The organism is Geminocystis sp. CENA526 (assembly GCF_050753365.1).
Classification (GTDB): domain Bacteria; phylum Cyanobacteriota; class Cyanobacteriia; order Cyanobacteriales; family Cyanobacteriaceae; genus Geminocystis.
The window spans coordinates 109,027-128,708 of the sequence record NZ_JBLZFY010000002.1 but is presented as its reverse complement, the minus strand read 5'-3'; the positions used below and the strand labels follow the sequence as shown (position 1 = coordinate 128,708).

Sequence of the window (19,682 nt, the reverse complement as noted above, 5' to 3'; positions counted from 1 at the left end):
ACTGAATGACAAAAAAGTGTAACAATGGGTTATTAATTGCAGTAAATTAAAGAATCAATATAATTAATATGACCACTAGCCCATTTTATCAAGGAATCCAATATTTTAGCGAAGAATACCCGCATTTTAACGAATATGGTCAAGAAAACGCCATTTTAGAAGATAAAACTGCTATTTCCTCTCCTTCAGACAAAAAAGCCGTTTATCAAACCCTTCTTGCTTCTGATGCTTTGCGTTATCTTACCCTTCATGTTACCGCTAGTAAAGAATCAGGACACCCTGGCGGTTTCGCTAGTTGTGCCGAAGTTATCGCCTCCCTTGTCATGTTAGGGCATAAAAACCTTATCACGGAAGTGGGACATCATGCCCCCGGATTCTATAGTACTGTATTCCTCGATCGATCCCTCGAAAAAATGGGCATTTATACCGTAGAAGATATGAGTAGCCGTTTTCGGGAAATGCACGGGCTTTTAGGGCATTTATCAGGACAAATACCCGGATTACTCAATCCTGCGGGACCTCTTGGGCAAGGACAGCATTTTGCTATGGCTGGTGCGAAATTACACCCCAATACGCTCTTTCCTGTCACCATTGGCGATGGTGGATTAGGTGAGCCTTATATTATGAGTAGTTTTGGACACTTCAATACAGCTTATCCCCAAGCTACCAACTTTTTACCTATCTTAGTATGGAATGGGTACTCCCAAGAACACCATAGTATGGTATCCACCAAAACTAACGAGGAAATGATAGCTTATTGGCACGGTAACGGTTTTAAAGAAGTAATCCTCGTCAACGCTAAAGACTTCGATGACGCTAACCAAGAGGGTGAATATGTGGACAGTACGAAGTTTTCCTTCGAGAAACGCTTAGAATTTACTCAAGCTGTCTTAGAAGCCACCGATAAAGCCAGTAAATCTGCCTTGGGAGGCACTTTAACGGTTTTAATCATTAAACAACTAAAAGGAGCAGGAGTCCACAAACGAGGTTCACAATCCCATAACCTTTACCCCGGTGATAGTTTAGAAAAAGATTATATCGTCTCCGCCCTCCAAGAAAGAGCTTTGACGAAAGAGGCATGGGAATTAGTGCGTAGTAACTTTGTTCGTGCCAATGGTGGCTCAAATGCAGAAAAAGCCGTCACCGAATCAGTTTTACCTCTTCCCGATTTAGGCACTTTACCCTTAACCGAGTATCCTTTAGGAGAGAAAAAAGTGGCTACTACCGCTATGGGTGAAATTGTAGTTCATGTCGGTAAAAATGATCCTAACTTCGTAGTCACTAACGCCGATGGTAACGCCGCATCAGGAATCAATAATATTAACGTAGGCTTAAAAATCGTTCACCCCACCGTAGATAATACATATTATCAAGAACCTCAAGGACAAGTTTATGAGCCTTTAAGTGAAGATGCCTGTGCTGGTTTAGCCGTTGCCTTATCGCTTTTTGGTGCAAGAACCTTATGGTGTTCTTACGAATCATTTGCAATAAATGGCTTACCAATTTGGCAAACCGTAACTCAGGCTATGGCGGAATTGAGACGGGAAACCCCTTCTACGATTACCTTATTCACCGCAGGAGCATTAGAGCAAGGGCGGAACGGTTGGACACACCAACGCCCTGAAATCGAGAACTATTTTGCCGCTATGATGCGTAATGGGAACGTTTTCCCCCTCTTTCCTTGCGATGCTAACAGTATTCAAGTTTGTTATGAATGGGCGTTGTCCACTAGCAATAAGGGAATTACTATTACTGCAAGTAAGTCGCCATTACCAATTTTAACCACTTTTGAGCAAACCAGAGAAGCCTTAGAAAAAGGCGGAGTTATCCTCCACGAATCCGAAGGAAGCAAAAAAATCGTTTTCCCTGTTATCGGTGATATGACGTTAATTCCTGTGTTTGAAGCGGCGAAAACCTTAGAAGCCGAAGGCTATGGAGTGCGTATCGTTTCTGTTATCAATCCTCGCCGTTTGTATCGTGCCAGTGATGTGGCTTGGGATAGTTGCACTGTCAAAGATGATGGTTTTCTTGATGATGCAGGATTTGAGGCGTTATTCGGGGGCGATGTGGTTATCGGGGTAACTGGTGGCACAAGTGCCATGTTAGAGCCTATTATGTTGCGTAGTAACGCAAAACGAGATACTTTTGCTTGGAAACGAGGTGAAACCACTGCTAGTGCAGGGCAATTAATGGCGTTTAACGGTTTAACTGCTGAGGCTTTTGTCACCAGAGGGAAACAATTAGCTTGATAATTACATTTTTGGTGGGGATTGGGCTGAAAATTTTTCAGCCCCTACAATTTTGATGTCATTTTCTTTGTAGGGTTTGAATATTGTTTAACCCTTCTTCATGCCAAAAACGTTCAATTTTTTTAGACATCTCCAAAAATTATTTTTAATTGTTTCGTAGTAAGGGCTTCAGCCCTTAAAATCTTAATTAATGGAGAAGTCTATTACTTGTAAATTTCCATTCCTACACAAGAACATACTAAATTTCGATCGCCATAGGCGTTATCAATGCGCCCCACAGTAGCCCAAAATTTATGTTGTTGACTATAAGTATCAGGATAACCTGCAACCTCTCGACTGTAAGGGTGACTCCAATCACTCGACATCAAGCTAAAAGCTGTATGAGGAGCATTTTTTAACATATTATCCTCAGAATCCATAGTACCATTTTCGATCGAGCTAATTTCCTCACGAATACTAATCATAGCATCGCAGAATCGATCGAGTTCAGATAAAGACTCACTTTCCGTAGGTTCGATCATCATTGTACCAGCAACAGGCCAAGACATGGTAGGTGCATGAAAACCGTAATCGATTAAACGTTTAGCAACGTCTTCCACCTCAATATTCGCAGTTTTGCGCAAAGGGCGTAAATCAATGATACACTCATGGGCAACCAAACCAGACTTACCCGTAAACAGAATAGGATAATGGGGAGCAAGACGATGAGCGATATAATTGGCATTGAGAATAGCGATTTTTGTGGCTTCCGTTAAGCCTTCCCCTCCCATCATGGCAATATACATCCAAGAAATAGGCAAAATACTAGCACTTCCCCAAGGCGCAGCCGAAACCATCCCCATGGATTCCTCTTTACTTCCCCCCTTACTAACAGACTCCTCTGTATTTCCCCCCTTACTAAGGGGGGTTAGGGGGGATAAATCTTCATTAAGGGGGGTTAGGGGGGATTCAGTAGAAGGTAAAAAAGGCACTAAATGAGGCATTACGCCGATCGGACCTACACCCGGACCTCCACCACCATGAGGGATACAGAAGGTTTTATGTAAGTTTAGGTGACATACATCAGCACCAAAATCTCCGGGGCGACATAAACCAACTTGGGCATTCATATTCGCACCATCGAGATATACTTGCCCTCCAAAACTGTGAATGATACCGCAAATATCTTTGATGCCTTCCTCAAAAACTCCGTGAGTAGATGGATAAGTCACCATCAGCGCAGCTAATTTGTCTTGATATTTTTCTGCTTTTGCCTTCAAATCTTCCATGTTAATATCCCCTTGAGTATCACATTTGACGGGGATAACCTTTAAACCACACATCACCGCACTAGCAGGATTTGTGCCGTGCGCAGATTCAGGAATTAAACAGATATTTCGATCGAAATCTCCTCGACTATCGTGGTATTTACGGATAACTTGTAACCCTGCATATTCTCCCTGTGAACCAGCATTGGGTTGTAAAGAGATACCTGCAAACCCCGTAATTTCTGCTAACCATGTTTCTAATTGCGAGAATAACTCTTGATAGCCTTGAGTTTGAGATAAAGGTGCGAAGGGATGAATACTATTAAATTCTGCCCATGTAACTGGTAACATTTCCGCAGTGGCATTAAGTTTCATGGTACACGAACCTAAAGCAATCATGGAAGTAGTCAGAGATAAATCTTTACTCTCCAGACGATGTAAATAGCGTAATAACTCCGTTTCCGAGTGATACTGATTAAATACGGCTTCCGTGAGATAACGGCTTTGTCGTTGCAAATTAGAAGGAATACCCACGCTATCTAAATCCCTGTGGTTTGTAGTAAGGGCTTCAGCCCTTGTTTTCCAATTATTATCCGCAAAAATCGCTAAAATTTCTTGAACATCTTTAAGGGTAGTAGTCTCATCAAGACTAATCGAAATTGAATTTTTGTTATAACGGAAGTTGATTAATTTTGCTTCAGAGTTTGATCGAACCTTGTCAAAATTGACATTTTCAATAGTAATAGTGTCGAAAAAGTATTGAGATTTGATTTTATAGCCTTTTTCAGCTAAACTTTGAGCTAAAATTTTTGTCAATTTATGAACTCTTAAAGCAATATTTTTAATGCCTTTTTCGCCATGATAAACCGCATAGGCTGAAGCAATGACAGCTAATAAAACTTGAGCCGTACAAATATTACTGGTTGCCTTATCTCTACGAATATGTTGCTCCCTTGTCTGCAAAGCAAGTCTTAAGGCAGGATTACCATGGACATCTTTGGAAATGCCGACAATGCGCCCCGGCACTTGTCGCTTATACTCATCTTTAGTCGCAAAAAAGGCGGCATGGGGTCCACCATAACCTAATGGTACACCAAAACGTTGCGTATTTCCTACTGCAATATCAGCATTTAATTCACCGGGGGATTTTAACAAGGCAAGACTTAATAAATCACAGGCTAAAGTAACAATCCCTTTTTGTTGATGAATTTGCTCAATGATATTACTATAGTCGTAAATTGTGCCGTCTGAAGCAGGATATTGAAATAAAGCTCCAAAAATGGGAGTATTAAAGTCAAAAGTCTGGGGATTATCAATAATTAGCTCAATATCTAAATATTTTGCCCTAGTTTTGATAACTTCGATCGTTTGAGGGTGACAGTTGACATCTACAAAAAAGTAATTCGATTTATGCTTAGTTACGGCATAACTCATCGTCATGGCTTCGGCGGCGGCGGTAGCTTCATCTAACAAGGAAGCGTTAGCAATTTCTAACCCCGTCAAATCGATAATCATAGTTTGGAAGTTAAGTAAGGCTTCCAGTCTTCCTTGCGCAATTTCTGGTTGATAGGGAGTATAAGCGGTGTACCAATTAGGGTTTTCGAGGATATTTCTTTGGATAACCGCAGGGGTGATGCAGTTATAATAACCCATGCCAATATAAGAACGATACACTTTATTTTGCAGTGCGATCGACTTTAACTGATTTAATGCCTGAGTTTCTGTGAGGGGTTGGGGTAAGTTAAGGGGGTTATGTAAACGAATAGACTCAGGTACAGCAGTATTAATCAAACTATCAAGACTGTCATAGCCTAGAGTTTCTAACATCAATTGTTGCGCAGTTCGATCGATTCCCAGATGACGATGTTTAAAAGTATCTTCAGTAATCAAAGAATCAAACTTAGAGGGGTGTATGTCATTATTTTCTACAACGGAGGGAGAGGTTATATTTTCTAAATCTAGCATGGGCTGACGGCAGTTATTAATATTGATATTTCTTAATATATCTTAACTTAATTAATAACAATACCTGTCATTCGTTATTCACTCCAAACCTCCATAACTAGATGAATGATTCATCAAATTAATATTTTGTATGGGATTATCGACAATACCTATATTATTTACTGGTAAATTTAATTTATTTTGAGAATTTGTCATAGAAAATATATTGTCATTTGTTATGGCTATAACACTGATTGAACCAATGCTCGATCGAAAAGTACCAGGATTAACGTGTTCAATCATTAAGCGTGTGCCTATCATACCATCTATTGGTTGATGAATAATAGATTGTACAGTAGCAGAAATAGAAGTATTATTCATTCTCGTTTCTGTATAACTACCAGACATCACAACTTGTCCATGGGCAATATTCGCACTGAATAATAACCAGAAGGTACTTATTAAACTGAAAATAGAGGGAATCGATTTTAAAGTTTTCATTTTCCCTTCTCCTTTACTTATTTATCTATATCTTCATTATAGGTATTTAAAATATTTATGTAAACCTAGAAAATACTCAATATTTTTTCTTTATTTTTTCAGTAAATATGCTGATTATTTTTTATATTTATCAAAGAATTTACATAAAATCTAATATTCATTCCTATTGAAATAACCTTAATAAAATATTTTATATTTTTTGTTTAAAATATAAATAGAATATGCCAATCCTTTGACACAATCAATTATTAGAAAAAACATCGAAGATATTATCCCAAATATTCTCTTGCCTTTTACGATAAAATAACTTACACAACTTAAATAGAAGTACTATATAATCAATAAAACTTAACTTTTTTACCTAAGTGATAAACTATAAATAGATGTTGATTTTAAGGATAGTATTAACTTATAGTTATAGCAATTTTAGATGATAGAGGAATTGCGAAAAAAGTATTTTGATGAAGGCTAGAGACAGAAGAAACACTTGAAAATACTTGAATTATTCAAAAAAAATGGACAAGCCACCTCCCCCTGAGCGCTACGGCTCAAGAAAAGGTGGCTTTTATTTTATACCTCTATTATAACTTTGAATTTTGTGATTTGTCAAGTATTTTGATTAAATTTTGTGATTTTTTTCTCAATCTCGATCGAACCCTCATTAAATATCAAGTTATGACAATTATTAAGCTAGTTAAAAAACTAATAAGGTTAAAATTAAGGAGAATTAAACATTAAGATTAATTTCTTTTTTCGTAAAAGGTAAATCATCATTAATCGCCTTGATTTCCTCGATCGAACCTTGATTAATTTCATCGATATAATGACGTAAAATACTGCTCATGCGAGGGTTATAAAAACGGTGCATACTATGATTTGCAGTAGCAGGAAAACCGCGCCTACGTTTGTGAGAGCCACCAGCCCCCGGATCATACATTTTAATACCTTCAGCGATGCCCCACTCGATGGGTTTATAGTAACAAGCCTCAAAATGCAAACAGTCATATTCAGCTAAACTGCCCCAATATCTACCGTATAAATTCTCATCTTTTCTGATACAAAAAGACATTCCCACGGGAATATGATCATTATCTTCTCTATGGGCAACCACTAACATTAATCGATGACTATAGTTAGGATAAAGTTGTTCAAAAAATTGTTTATTTAAGTACTTACTTCCCCAATAAAATTTATCGCAAGTATTGCTATAAAACTTGTAGATATAAGGGTATAAATAATGAGGAATTTCATCTCCTACCAAATTTTTTGTCACTAAATTAGCCTTAAGAACAGCCTTTCTTTCTCGTTTAATATTTTTACGTTGATCAGAGGTAAATATTTTTAAATAATCATCGAAATTATTAAAGTTTTTATTACTCCAAATATAACTGTGGTGCATCCAAGCAGTAAAGCCAAATTGACTAATAACAGTTTGCCATTGAGGATCAACAAATAAGAAATTACAACCAGACAAATTATTTTTTATGCAAAAATGATCAATTTCATTTACCATCATTTCGGTAATTTTCAACTCGTCTTCATCCTCTGCAATTAAGAAGCGATAACCCACGGCAGGAGTAAAAGGAGTCATACCCAACAACTTGGGATAGTATTGGATACCTAAACGATGTGCTAAATCTGCCCATTGATGATCAAACACAAATTCACCGTAACTGTGACCTTTGATGTATAATGGGGCAGCAGCCACTAAAGTTTGATGATGCCACACCGTTAAATGACAAGGTTGCCACCCCGTGCGTGGTTTAACACTTCCAGAGGTTTCTAAATTATGTAACCATTCCCACTCTAAAAAAGGAGTCGCAAGGGGTAACGCCATAGCATCCCAAGCGGTTTGAGGAATTTCTGCTATTTTTTCGTGCCAACGGAGGGTATAAGGAGAATCGTTTTTTTTGCCAAAAAGTTGTTCAATCATAAAACTCTATCGATCGAAGATGATATAATGGGGTTTCTCTTAATTTTAGGATGCAATTTTATTTTTTATGGAAGTAATACCCGCCATTGATTTATTAGCAGGGCGTTGTGTGAGATTATATCAAGGGGATTATCAACAGTCTCAAGTTTTTCATGAGAATCCTTTAGAAGTAGCTTTACAATGGGAATCTCAAGGCGCTACCCGTTTACACTTAGTGGATTTAGATGGTGCAAAAGAAGGCACAACCATTAATTTAGATGCCATCGCCTCCATTGTGCAACATTTATCTATCCCTGTACAAGTAGGGGGGGGATTGCGCGATCGAACTGCTGTTGCTAGACTATTTGAATTAGGGGTAGAAAGAGCAATAGTCGGTACTGTAGCCATAGAAAACCCAGAGTTAGTACAAGAATTATGCGAAACCTATCCCTATAAAATCGCTGTCGGAATTGATGCGCGTAACGGGAAAGTTGCCACCAAAGGGTGGTTAGAAACATCCACAGTAGAGGCAACGGATTTAGCCCAACAAATATCTGACAAAGCCGCCGCCATTATCTATACTGATATTAGCCGAGATGGTACTTTAGTTGGTCCTAACCTCGAATCTTTAAGGGAATTGGCACAAATATCGAAAATTCCTGTTATCGCTTCGGGCGGTATTAGCTGTTTGACGGATTTACTTAGTCTGTTATCCTTAGAATCTTTGGGCGTAACGGGTGTTATTGTCGGCAAGGCTCTTTATACTGGTAAACTTGATCTTAAAGAAGCTATCGGTTCGATCGATAATGGGCGATTACAAGATGTTATTATAGGCAATACCAGAATCGTTTAAAATTAAGTATTAGGTGTCAATTAATAACACGCTGTGTAATAAATGACACGTCTAATAATTTCCCGTTCAATAAATTGAACTCTAAATTTTTCAAACGGTTAATATTATTCATTATTCACTATTCACTATTCACTATTCACTATTCACTATTCCCTATTCCCTATCTTCATCAAAAAACTTTTTAACAACCCCTAAATATGAGTGTCAAAGTAAAATTTTTACCCGATGATGTCACAGTTATAGCAGAAGTTGGTGAACCTTTGTTAGAAGTTGCCAAGCGAGGAGGTGTTTTTATTCCCACGGGTTGTGTTATGGGTTCATGCCATGCCTGTGAAGTAGAATTAGAAGATGGTACTCCTATTTGTGCCTGTATTAGTGCCATTCCTCCTGATACCAAAGAGTTTATCATTAATCTCTATTCCGATCCTGTATGGTAATTTAAGAATGCAAAATTGAGAATAAATGTTCATTTTGGTATATTTTTCTGATGGGGTTGGGCTTAATATATTAAGCCCCTACATTTTTTTAATTCTTAATTCTTAATTCTTATCTAACGGCTTCGAGAAGACGAGAATAATAAAAATTAGTGCTAGTCATATCTGTACGTTTGATTTGAAAGCCATTATCTTGCAGGATTTTGACAATATCTTCCTCTTTGTGTTGATAGGCACGGGTAGTTTTACTCGGACCGGGAAAAAATTCACCAATGCGCTTTAAAATGGTTAAAAAGAAGGTTTTAGGAGCAAAACTCAAAATTAAACGAGATTTAGCTAAAGATGACAAGTGTTTAATCATCTGAGCGGCTTCTTCTGTGGGATAATGTATCAATACGTCTAAACAAATAACAGTATGATATTCTCCCCTAATAGATTCTAAATCTTGTACCCCTAACCTAATGTTACGGGGATTTGTCATTACTTGTTTGATTCTTTCGGCGGCTTCTCCTACCATTTTACTAGAGATGTCACTGGCAAAAATAATAGCACCTTCTTGGGCTAAGGGAATAGTTAAACTACCAACACCACAACCCGCATCGCAGATAGTAAGATTCGCTAAATTACCATCTTCTTTTAACCAATTTACTACTTTATCGATCGTCTGTTGATGCCCTTCCCTAATGTCTAATTGCACTTTATTTACTTGCCCGTCACCGTAAATATTGCGCCATCTTTCAAAACCAGTAGCATTAAAATAGTCTTTGACGATCGACTTATCATCTAAGGATTTTTGTATTGTGTTAACCATTATATATATATCTGATAATAAAATTAATAATTATATCAGTTTCGTGGAAACAAGAATCAATATTTAGAGTCTGCCGAAAAAGTATTTTGGTGAAAATAGAGAAAAGGGAAGAGGAAAAAGTTAAAACTTTTGATGGTTTTCCAGAATTAAGAACAAATGGATGTTATATAGTTTCTACGTTTGTCAAATTAACTCCTTTAAGGGTACGTTTGATTAACCCTGTAAGTACCTTTCCGGGTCCGACTTCTACCACTTCTGTCACATTTTCTAAGGGGAACTGCAACATTATCTCACGCCAACGCACTCCCCCCGTCATTTGCTCAATTAATCTTTGTTTGATTGTATCGGCATTTTGACTAGGAGTAGGATCAACATTGCTTAAAATAGGTATAGTCGCATCGTTAAATTTAATGCCGTTTAATACTTGGGAAAATTCGGCGGAGGCTGTTGCCATTAAAGGAGAATGAAACGCTCCTGAAACTTTTAAGGGAACTGTTAATTTTGCCTTGACTTGAGATACCACGGAATCCACTGCATTTGGTTCTCCTGATATTACTACTTGTCCATCACTATTATCATTGGCAATGACTACATTTTCCGTGTTAGAGACGATCGAATCTAAGGTATCCCGTGTAAACTTCATTAAAGCCACCATTTTACCGCCTTGAGCCTTATCCATCAACTCTCCCCGTTTTTGCACTAATTTTAAACCCATAGCAAAATCATAGACTCCTGCGGTATAAAGAGCGACATATTCTCCTAAACTATGCCCTGCAACCACATCTGGATTTTTGCCTTGCTCTCGTAATAAATCAACTAAAATAGTTTCGATGGTATAAAGACAAGGTTGAGTGTAAAGAGTGCGAGATAAAACTTCTTCATCACCCTGACATATTTCTAACACAGACCAACCCAATATTTCCTCTGCCTGTCGAAATTTATCTAGTGCGATAGAATTATTTTGTAAATCTAACCCCATACCTTGAGATTGTGAACCTTGTCCGGGGAATACCCATGCTTTTTTAGTCATTTATGATACAATTTTCTTAAAGTGCCAACGCAATATTATATATCAATTTCTGTTAGGTACGAAGTAATGAATAATGAATAATGAATAATGAGTAATGAGTAATGAGTAATGAGTAATGAGTAATAAGTAATGAGTAATAAGTTTTGATAATTTACTATTATAAATTGATTATTTCAAGATTTTTTATTATTTTAAATCCGCAAGTAAAAAATCCCCCCAATACCCCAATACCCCAATACCCTGATGAGATAGAATATCCTCATAATTGTCCTTTTTCGATCGAACAGATATTGGATAATGATTTTTATGGTATGTAAAATTTATTAAAATTGATGATGACAACTATTCCTCAAACCCTAGAAGAAACTATTATTCAAGCCCAATCCGCCTTAAAAGTAGCCTTAGATAGCGGTTGTAATCGTATCACTGTTGATTTAGTCATTCCCGAAATCGCTTTAAAAGCGCAGTATTTAGCCTTAGAATTTGCTCAATTATTTAAAGATGAGTATGGCATGGGATTAAAAGTACTTTTTCCTGACACTGGCGCGGCGGCATTAGCGAGAAGGGAATGGGGAGAAACAGAGTTTATAGTAACAGACATCGGCAGTAGTCGCACTCCTGTGGATACGAAAATTAGTGAAACAGATCAAATTTTTCTGGTAGTTTCTCCTTCTTCGGTGGAGGTTGCCTTAGTAGAAAGACTCTGTAATTTAGCAGACGATCGACCTGTTATACTATTAATACCCCAATTAGAGGACGTTTCGATCGTGGGGATTGGTTATGCCGCCCGTCAATTAAGAGAGAGATTCATCAGCATTTTAGAATCCTGTTATTATATTAGACCATTAGAAAATGCAGTGGTGTTGAGAAGTTATCCCAATTTATGGCAAGTATGGCAACAAAACGAGGGAGAAGAAGAATATCAACTTATCGCAGAAGTATCTCAAAAACCTTTAGGAGAGGCGTTAGACAGAATTTTAGCAGGGCAAAATGACGAAGAAAATAATCAAAACTCTGCACCATCTCTAGGATTTTTTGGCTCAATTAAAAGTTTCTTAAAAGCCCTAAACAATTAAGAATTAAGAATTGAGAATTAAGAATTAAGAATTAAGACTAGAATACTAGAAGACTAAGATATTTAACAACTATTCATTATTCATTATTATGTCGATCGAACAATTTACTCTCTTAATTCATCCTTTTTTTACCATAGTAGCGGTATTTCCCCTCATCGGAATAGTGTCTTATTTTGCTTGGGAAACTCGTCAAAGAAGATTAGAAATCAAAGAGGGGGATAAAAGTAAAATTCCGCCTTCTGTCGGTTTAAATCACGTTATCTTAGGTAAATGGTTATCTTCGGCAGTAGTTATTGCCTCTTTAATCGGATTAGCACGACCAATTATAGCAAAAAATATTATCAAAAATGAACTATGGGCGACTAATTTTTTTCAGTTTATTTTTATTATCTTAATGTTTGTTTTTTCCATCATTTCTTTTGTCTTTTTATTTCGATCGAGAGGTAAATTATGGCGAGGAATTTTTGCTACTTTAAGCGGTATGGGAATAGTTATTTTAGGTTGTCAGGATGGTATTTTTCGGCGAGGAAATGAGTGGTTTTGGTCACATTATTATTATGGGATAGTTGTTTCATTATTGATGATTTTTTCCGTGGCTATTATCGATGATATTTACCGAGATCGATCGAACAAATGGCGTAATATTCACATTATTTTAAACTGTTTAGCTCTATTATTATTTTTAGGACAAGGGATAACAGGCTCAAGAGATTTATTTGAAATTGGACTGTGGACTCCTCCTCCTGCTTTAGTGATAAAATCTATCAATCTTATTATTTAATGGGTGTTCCATTTATCCAAAATGTCATAGAATAATATTTCTTCAATCCAAGTTTTGGCAATCACGGTTAAAGGCAAGGCTAATAATAATCCTAGCAATCCAAAAGCCGTAGCAAAAAAGATTTGTGAGAATAAAGTTACAGCAGGTAATAATGATACTTTATCAGCCATAACTTTAGGTGTTAACCAATAACTTTCGATATTTTGTACAATAAAATACCAGATAATAATAGGTATAATTTTCCATGGAGAATCCACCACTGCAATCATAACTGGAAAGACAACACTTAAAGTCGGTCCAATATTAGGAATAAAGTTTAATAAACCGGCTAAAAGGGCATGAACTAACACTAATTTTACTTGTAAAACCCATAATCCTAAACCGCTTAAAGTGGCAATAAATATACAGTTTACAATGATTCCACTTAACCAACTTACGATCGAAACCTCACTTTTTTCCAGAATATCATTGATACGATGACGATAAAAAGCAGGACAAATTTTAATAAAATAACGGCGGTATTTTTGAGGATTTAAAAGAAAAATTATTGTCAAAATTATGACAAACAATAATTGAAAAGTGAGATTAAAAAAGTTAGAAAATAAAATGATAAAATTATTAAAAATCTGAGAAGTAGGAAATCCATAATCACTTAAAATCTTTTCGATATTAATAGGTGGTATAATTTCTTTATATTCCCCAAAATCAAAACTATTAATCAGTTCATTTAATTTTTTAACTACTTTAGGTAAAAGATTAAGTAATAATTCAAATTGTTCTAAAAAAGGCGGTAAAATTAAAGTTAGTAATAAACTCAAAATTACCACAGCACTAGCAGAAATTATAATGACAGCTTTGGGACGACTAAAATTATATTTTTGTAATTTGACAACTAATCTATTTAAAACTACTGAAAATATAACTGAGGTAAAAATTAGTAATAATAATTGTCTTAATTGCCAAAGGATATATAAAGAAATTAAAAAAGCTAAAAAGCCTAAAGATTGACCAAAATTCATAGTTAAGAATTAGGAATTAGGAATGAAAACTAGGAGACTTGAAGACTAGGAGACTAGGGGAATTAACTACTCATTACTCATTACTCATTACTCATTACTCATTACTCATTACTCATTACTCATTACTCATTACTCATTACTCATTACTCATTACTCATTACTCATTACTCATTACTCATTATGTTCGATCGAGGTGATTGTTCAGAATCCCTAAGACGTTATATAATGGTATCAGGATTCAGTAGAGGAGTTGCAAAGAATAATTATCATTAACCACTTATAATTGGTCTTCATGGTCAAATTACAACAATATGAAAACGTTACAGTTAATTCGTCATAGTTTGAAACAATGGCAAAACAAATCCTCCCACAACTCTACGATCGAAAATACAAAGAAAAAACAACATTCTTCCTACACAGAAGAAAATAAACCCTTTATCTTTCAGTGGGTATGTAAAATTCATTCTCCCGTGATGGTATTGTTATCCATTTCTACCATTACAGGATTAGTTAGTTATCGCTTCTATAATCAACCCGAATTAGCCGTTGGCACTATTTCACCCACAAAAATTATCGCCCCTGCCGATGGGGATTTTTTAGACGAAAAAACCACCGAAGAATTGCGCAGAAAAACTCGCAGTGGTTTATTACCCGTTTTACAACAAGATGTTACTTTAACCCAAACCATACGCAACAAAGTTAATAGCAAATTAGAGGAAATTGACACTTTACGCCGTTTAATTAATCAAATTCCTGTGATTGATGGAAATATTCTTCCTGTGTCAACCCAAAGATATTTATACTCTCTCCCAGATTCTCAATGGGAAAAAATTGTTCCCGATAATGATAATTTTTCTTCATTTTTATCGGAAAATCCTCAACTAAAACCCCTATTAACTTATCAACAAAAAGTTAATGATGATGAATTTGCTCGAACTTTAGCTAGATTAGAACAATATCGTCGTCAATATCAAGATTCATTGAAAGAATTTAATCAACGTAATCTTAACATTTTGACAGAAGATGATATAAATGTTTTATTAGCAATGGATACCGCTACTTGGGAGACGACAAAAATAGTCATTCAAGACATTACCCGAAAAATTCTCACTCAAGGAATCTCCCCCGGATTACCAGAACAAATCAAACATAGAGCGATCGAAATTCACCTCGAAAACAATGTGCCGTCAGAGGTGAAAAATATCGCCTCTCAGTTACTATTAAAGAATATTGATGCTAATTTGACCATTGACGAAGAAGAGACGAGAATAAGAGCCGAAAAAGCCGCTTCTGCCATACAACCAGTAGTTATTTCTATCCGCAAAAATGACGTAATTGTGGACGCTGGAGAAGAAATTACTCAAGCTGATTTTGTCTTGTTAGATAATTTTGATTTGAGTCGTCGTAGTGTAAATTGGACTGGCGTTACTACGACATCAGTTTTAGTGACTATCTCTGTATTTTCTTTTATGGCGATCGCTAACAAGGTAAGAGGAAGATTGAGACGGCGAGATCAAGTCTTATTATGGTTATTAAGTATATCTGTACCAATTATCACCATTTTTGATGTAGGTTATAACTCTTTACCCGCATTAGGATTTTTAGTCAGCAGTTTTTACAGTCCGACTTTAGCCTTAACAAACGTCTCTTTAATGACTGGGTTAACCCTCTTTCAAACAGAAATGGTAGGGTGGAAATATTTAATTCCCTCTTTTGCCGGGGGTATATTAGCCTCTTTAATGGCAAGTCGCCTTCATTCCAGAGAAGAATTAGCCTTACTCGGTGCGGGGGTAGGATTAACTCAGGGTACAACTTTTTTTATTATTCAATTAATCACCAACACTGCTACGGGTACAATATGGTACACTCTTTTACCTGGGGCGATTTGGCATGGCACGGTGGGCTTAACTTATAGTATTCTCGCCTTGGGTATTTCTCCTTATTTAGAGAGATTTTTCGATCTGATTACCCCTATACGTTTAGCGGAATTATCTAACCCGAATCGCCCATTATTAAAAAGATTAGCCACAGAAGCACCGGGTACATTTCAACATACTATGTTTGTGGCTAGTTTAGCGGAAGCCGCCGCCCGTCAACTTCATTGCAATGTAGAATTAGTCAGAGCAGGTACACTTTATCATGATATAGGTAAAATGCACGATCCTCTTGGTTTTATTGAGAATCAAATGGGAGGACCGAATAAACATGATATGATCAATAATCCCTATGACAGTGCCGATATTATCAAAAAACACGTCAGCGAAGGCATTGTCATGGCGAAAAAATGTGGACTTCCTCAAGCCATTGTTGATTTTATTCCTCAACATCAAGGCACTTTGTTAATCTCCTATTTTTATTATCAAGCTAAAACTCAAACCGAAGGGGAGGGGAAAGATATTCACGACATCGATGAAACGATTTTCCGTTATGATGGTCCTATTCCTCAAACGAGAGAAACCGCTATTGTCATGTTAGCAGATGGTTGTGAGGCTGCCCTTCGATCTCTCAAGGATGCTACCCCAGATCAAGCTATGGCAATGGTTAACAAGATTTTTAAAGCCCGTTGGCGCGATCATCAATTAAGTGAAAGTGGTATCAAATACGAAGAATTGCCCATAATTGCGGAGGTTTTTGTCAACGTTTGGCAACAGTTTAACCATCAAAGAATTTCTTACCCTAAAGGTGCGTTAGAAATGAGGACAAGTAAATAGTGAATAGTGAATAGTGAATAGTGAATAATTGTTAATTGTTAATTGTTAATTCCCCCTCTTATCTTCATCATCTTATATCGAACTCAGGTTATATCCATCCTTTGAGACGATAAACTATCATGCCGATATATTCTTTCATCACTGAAGTTGTATTGTTTAAAGAGTTAGAATCTGGGAAAAGATTAATAATAAAATTTCCTAAGCTACCTTCTTCGGAAAAAGATTTTTCTGTCACTAAATAATCTGTAGGTGCTGGAATTACGTTAATATTTTGTCTTTCAAAAATTTTCACAGAGCGAGGCATATGTAATGCTGAAGTGACTAAAATGATTCGATCGATCTTTAATTCTTCTAAGATTTGACGAGTATTGATGGCGTTATCGTAGGTATTGAAAGAGTTACCCTCCTTGATAATAGACGATTCCGGCACACCCAAAAGTAAGAGTAATTCTGCCATATCCTCCGCTTCCGATGGAAAATTCTCATTGCCATGCCAAGGGATTCTGCCACCAGTAACAATTATTCGAGGAGATTTGCCCATTTTGTACAATTTAGCACCATAAATGACTCGATCGCCACTTTCAGAAACCTCAATCATTGGGCGAGGATAATCATAGGGTTTCACACTACCACCTAAAATTACTATTGCATCAGCCGTAGGCAATTCATCGGCTTGGGGAGTATATTGCCATTCCAAAGACTTAACTAATAGATTACTAATAGCATTATTTCCACTAATAAACAAAATAAAACAAGCCAAAATGACTGGAATAGGAAACCAACGGGGATATTTCCACCACAAAATGAGACTAATAATCAACAGTAAAAATATCAATCCCAAAGGGTAGAAGAAAAGAGGTAATAATTTTGATAAAAAGAGAAAATCCATGCAATGTTTTAATGCCAAATAGGTATTAATGATAGTTTAAACTTATCACTGATTAGCTCTCCTTTTCTGATTACCTGTTTCAATCCCTAATAGGTATTAATAATAGTTTAAACTTGAAATCGAAACTTATGCAGATCACGAAATCATCATAAGTTTCAATCCCTAATAGGTATTAATAATAGTTTAAACTATTATTTAGATGGTGTTAAAGAATTAAAGGGTAATGTTTCAATCCCTAATAGGTATTAATAATAGTTTAAACTATTATTCTCAGAATCATTGATTTTACTAGCTGTGTTTCAATCCCTAATAGGTATTAATAATAGTTTAAACAGATAGGATACAGTGATGTGGATGTAAGATTATTGTTTCAATCCCTAATAGGTATTAATAATAGTTTAAACAAATGTATTTTCTTTTTTATGAGTCTTTTTATCATGTTTCAATCCCTAATAGGTATTAATAATAGTTTAAACTATCAATCATCAAATGGATACAACCCTTTTTGCTTGTTTCAATCCCTAATAGGTATTAATAATAGTTTAAACTGTGCCAAGTTTTTAATTTTTAGCGTTTTTTTTTTGTTTCAATCCCTAATAGGTATTAATAATAGTTTAAACATGCTAGTAATAGTGGTAGTGGTATCACTCAAAGAAGTTTCAATCCCTAATAGGTATTAATAATAGTTTAAACCATTCAGCGCTAATAGGTTAATATCTTCTAATTTAGTTTCAATCCCTAATAGGTATTAATAATAGTTTAAACTTGGTCAAGCGGCCGATTTTACTATTCCCTCAGTGGTTTCAATCCCTAATAGGTATTAATAATAGTTTAAACACGATAAACTCAGGCAAGTAAAATTTAATTACTTCTTTGTTTCAATCCCTAATAGGTATTAATAATAGTTTAAACTAATTCTCAATGCTAGTAACAGTGGAAGCGGTATGTTTCAATCCCTAATAGGTATTAATAATAGTTTAAACAAATCATTGATATTATCATAGTTACCTTTCTTTGAGTTTCAATCCCTAATAGGTATTAATAATAGTTTAAACCTTGGGGTTTTCCATCTTTCCTAGCAGTAGTTATAAAGTTTCAATCCCTAATAGGTATTAATAATAGTTTAAACTAATGGTTGATCCAGCAATTCTTTCATTCTGTTCTGTTTCAATCCCTAATAGGTATTAATAATAGTTTAAACTAAGCTTCCAATTAAATCATACGCTAATAATGATTTCCCGTTTCAATCCCTAATAGGTATTAATAATAGTTTAAACATAATAGTTGAGTCATTTCTCATAGCTATTTTTTTCATTTTGTTTCAATCCCTAATAGGTATTAATAATAGTTTAAACATAATCATCGGTAAATTTAGGATCAATAGTTTTTGGATTTGTTTCAATCCCTAATAGGTATTAATAATAGTTTAAACTCTTTCTTTACTAAGCTAATCCCCAATTGCTCACAGTTTCAATCCCTAATAGGTATTAATAATAGTTTAAACCTAGACTGGTCTGCTGATAATCGCTTCCCGAAAGTGTTTCAATCCCTAATAGGTATTAATAATAGTTTAAACCGGTATTATCATCGCCATCACAATGGGCATCGGCGTTTCAATCCCTAATAGGTATTAATAATAGTTTAAACATAAACGCCTCCCCAATTAGGAATATAGAGTTGATGTTTCAATCCCTAATAGGTATTAATAATAGTTTAAACCGCCCACGATCGAACCCTTTGATAGATAAAGTTTTCAAGGTGCATTTGCGTAAGGTTAGTCATAATTATAAGAGATGCTCGATCGAAATGGCAACAAAATCGCTGAAATGCTTATGGGATAAGGTGCGTAAGGCTCTCAAAAAAAGAAATCCTCAAAACCCTTATCAGATAAAGGAAAGAAAGATTTTTGTTGAGATGGCAAATTTTACACCCTCCCCCTTCCGCAAATTAGACAAAGAAAATCGTATTATCTCTTGGTAGTTCACCACCAATACGCTCTATTTTACCCTGACAACATTTACACATAAAATAAAAACGGATATTATCCCCATCATCTTTAATTAATTTCGAGAGACGATGACGCAATTTAGCATATTGGGTTTCGGTTAATTCACACTCAAAAATACTGTATTGTACCCATTCGCCATAGGATTTTAAAATTTTGTGAATTTGAGTTCTTTTTTTATTATCGGTTATATCGTAACTAATAATAACATACATAATAG

At 35.7% G+C, this 19,682-nt stretch carries 15 protein-coding genes and 1 CRISPR repeat array; of the genes, 7 read left to right on the top strand and 8 right to left on the bottom strand.

The window, feature by feature from the left end:
• Positions 1-68 precede the first annotated feature (68 nt).
• Positions 69-2,249 (top strand): phosphoketolase family protein, encoded by a 2,181-nt coding sequence (locus tag ACN4EE_RS01350; protein WP_431704596.1) that lies wholly within the window; start codon positions 69-71, stop codon positions 2,247-2,249.
• Positions 2,250-2,452: 203 nt separating this feature from the next.
• Here ACN4EE_RS01350 and gcvP read toward each other — a convergent pair whose 3' ends face one another.
• The 3 genes from gcvP to ACN4EE_RS01335 form a co-directional block, all read right to left on the bottom strand.
• A complete protein-coding gene (gcvP, locus tag ACN4EE_RS01345; RefSeq protein ID WP_431704595.1) occupies positions 2,453-5,461 on the bottom strand; it encodes an aminomethyl-transferring glycine dehydrogenase in 3,009 nt (1,002 codons plus the stop codon).
• 78 nt (positions 5,462-5,539) lie between these two features.
• Entirely contained in the window at positions 5,540-5,941 is a 402-nt protein-coding gene (locus ACN4EE_RS01340) for a hypothetical protein (protein ID WP_431704594.1), read from the bottom strand.
• Positions 5,942-6,668: 727 nt separating this feature from the next.
• Positions 6,669-7,874, bottom strand: coding sequence for a GNAT family N-acetyltransferase (locus ACN4EE_RS01335; RefSeq protein ID WP_431704593.1), 1,206 nt, complete (start codon positions 7,872-7,874; stop codon positions 6,669-6,671).
• A 67-nt stretch (positions 7,875-7,941) separates the two neighbouring features.
• On the opposite strand from ACN4EE_RS01335, the gene hisA reads away from it, so the two are divergent.
• Positions 7,942-8,706, top strand: coding sequence for a 1-(5-phosphoribosyl)-5-[(5-phosphoribosylamino)methylideneamino]imidazole-4-carboxamide isomerase (gene hisA / locus ACN4EE_RS01330; RefSeq protein WP_431704592.1), 765 nt, complete (start codon positions 7,942-7,944; stop codon positions 8,704-8,706).
• A 197-nt stretch (positions 8,707-8,903) separates the two neighbouring features.
• The gene (locus ACN4EE_RS01325; RefSeq protein WP_431704591.1) at positions 8,904-9,143 is read left to right on the top strand and encodes a 2Fe-2S iron-sulfur cluster-binding protein; all 240 of its coding nucleotides are present in this window, start codon (positions 8,904-8,906) and stop codon (positions 9,141-9,143) included.
• Between the two features lie 109 nt (positions 9,144-9,252).
• Here the strand turns inward: ACN4EE_RS01325 and bchM are convergent, their stop codons facing one another.
• Both bchM and fabD read right to left on the bottom strand, forming a co-directional pair.
• On the bottom strand, positions 9,253-9,951 hold the full coding sequence (gene bchM / locus ACN4EE_RS01320) for a magnesium protoporphyrin IX methyltransferase (RefSeq protein ID WP_431704590.1): 699 nt from the start codon (positions 9,949-9,951) through the stop codon (positions 9,253-9,255).
• A gap of 163 nt (positions 9,952-10,114) precedes the next feature.
• The gene (gene fabD / locus ACN4EE_RS01315) at positions 10,115-10,981 is read right to left on the bottom strand and encodes an ACP S-malonyltransferase (RefSeq protein ID WP_431704589.1); all 867 of its coding nucleotides are present in this window, start codon (positions 10,979-10,981) and stop codon (positions 10,115-10,117) included.
• 164 nt (positions 10,982-11,145) lie between these two features.
• Here fabD and ACN4EE_RS01310 point away from each other — a divergent pair, with 164 nt between their 5' ends.
• The 3 genes from ACN4EE_RS01310 to ACN4EE_RS01300 all read left to right on the top strand — a co-directional run bounded on the left by ACN4EE_RS01310 (position 11,146) and on the right by ACN4EE_RS01300 (position 12,838).
• A complete protein-coding gene (locus ACN4EE_RS01310; RefSeq protein WP_431704588.1) occupies positions 11,146-11,298 on the top strand; it encodes a hypothetical protein in 153 nt (50 codons plus the stop codon).
• An 18-nt stretch (positions 11,299-11,316) separates the two neighbouring features.
• Positions 11,317-12,057 (top strand): DUF1995 family protein, encoded by a 741-nt coding sequence (locus ACN4EE_RS01305; protein WP_431704629.1) that lies wholly within the window; start codon positions 11,317-11,319, stop codon positions 12,055-12,057.
• A gap of 88 nt (positions 12,058-12,145) precedes the next feature.
• Positions 12,146-12,838: a DUF4079 domain-containing protein gene (locus tag ACN4EE_RS01300; protein ID WP_431704587.1), complete on the top strand. Its 693-nt coding sequence runs from the start codon at positions 12,146-12,148 to the stop codon at positions 12,836-12,838.
• Here the strand turns inward: ACN4EE_RS01300 and ACN4EE_RS01295 are convergent.
• Positions 12,835-13,857, bottom strand: coding sequence for an AI-2E family transporter (locus ACN4EE_RS01295; RefSeq protein WP_431704586.1), 1,023 nt, complete (start codon positions 13,855-13,857; stop codon positions 12,835-12,837). The genes ACN4EE_RS01300 and ACN4EE_RS01295 overlap by 4 nt on opposite strands.
• Positions 13,858-14,168: 311 nt before the next feature.
• Here ACN4EE_RS01295 and ACN4EE_RS01290 point away from each other — a divergent pair, with 311 nt between their 5' ends.
• Complete coding sequence (locus ACN4EE_RS01290; RefSeq protein WP_431704585.1) at positions 14,169-16,568, top strand: HD family phosphohydrolase; 2,400 nt, start codon at positions 14,169-14,171, stop codon at positions 16,566-16,568.
• 88 nt (positions 16,569-16,656) lie between these two features.
• Here the strand turns inward: ACN4EE_RS01290 and ACN4EE_RS01285 are convergent, their stop codons facing one another.
• Together ACN4EE_RS01285 and cas2 are read right to left on the bottom strand one after the other, a co-directional pair.
• A complete protein-coding gene (locus ACN4EE_RS01285; protein ID WP_431704584.1) occupies positions 16,657-17,457 on the bottom strand; it encodes a YdcF family protein in 801 nt (266 codons plus the stop codon).
• A 5-nt stretch (positions 17,458-17,462) separates the two neighbouring features.
• Positions 17,463-19,176: direct repeats of the CRISPR family, unit length 37 nt; unit sequence GTTTCAATCCCTAATAGGTATTAATAATAGTTTAAAC.
• Positions 19,177-19,404: 228 nt separating this feature from the next.
• A complete protein-coding gene (gene cas2 / locus ACN4EE_RS01280; RefSeq protein ID WP_431704583.1) occupies positions 19,405-19,677 on the bottom strand; it encodes a CRISPR-associated endonuclease Cas2 in 273 nt (90 codons plus the stop codon).
• Positions 19,678-19,682: the final 5 nt, after the last annotated feature.

Bases quoted from the DNA above. Each gene is read 5' to 3' on its own strand.
- ACN4EE_RS01350 (WP_431704596.1), top strand. From the start codon at position 69: ATGACCACTAGCCCATTTTATCAAGGAATCCAATATTTTAGCGAAGAA.
- gcvP (WP_431704595.1), bottom strand. From the start codon at position 5,461: ATGCTAGATTTAGAAAATATAACCTCTCCCTCCGTTGTAGAAAATAAT.
- ACN4EE_RS01340 (WP_431704594.1), bottom strand. From the start codon at position 5,941: ATGAAAACTTTAAAATCGATTCCCTCTATTTTCAGTTTAATAAGTACC.
- ACN4EE_RS01335 (WP_431704593.1), bottom strand. From the start codon at position 7,874: ATGATTGAACAACTTTTTGGCAAAAAAAACGATTCTCCTTATACCCTC.
- hisA (WP_431704592.1), top strand. From the start codon at position 7,942: ATGGAAGTAATACCCGCCATTGATTTATTAGCAGGGCGTTGTGTGAGA.
- ACN4EE_RS01325 (WP_431704591.1), top strand. From the start codon at position 8,904: ATGAGTGTCAAAGTAAAATTTTTACCCGATGATGTCACAGTTATAGCA.
- bchM (WP_431704590.1), bottom strand. From the start codon at position 9,951: ATGGTTAACACAATACAAAAATCCTTAGATGATAAGTCGATCGTCAAA.
- fabD (WP_431704589.1), bottom strand. From the start codon at position 10,981: ATGACTAAAAAAGCATGGGTATTCCCCGGACAAGGTTCACAATCTCAA.
- ACN4EE_RS01305 (WP_431704629.1), top strand. From the start codon at position 11,317: ATGACAACTATTCCTCAAACCCTAGAAGAAACTATTATTCAAGCCCAA.
- ACN4EE_RS01300 (WP_431704587.1), top strand. From the start codon at position 12,146: ATGTCGATCGAACAATTTACTCTCTTAATTCATCCTTTTTTTACCATA.
- ACN4EE_RS01295 (WP_431704586.1), bottom strand. From the start codon at position 13,857: ATGAATTTTGGTCAATCTTTAGGCTTTTTAGCTTTTTTAATTTCTTTA.
- ACN4EE_RS01290 (WP_431704585.1), top strand. From the start codon at position 14,169: ATGAAAACGTTACAGTTAATTCGTCATAGTTTGAAACAATGGCAAAAC.
- ACN4EE_RS01285 (WP_431704584.1), bottom strand. From the start codon at position 17,457: ATGGATTTTCTCTTTTTATCAAAATTATTACCTCTTTTCTTCTACCCT.
- cas2 (WP_431704583.1), bottom strand. From the start codon at position 19,677: ATGTATGTTATTATTAGTTACGATATAACCGATAATAAAAAAAGAACT.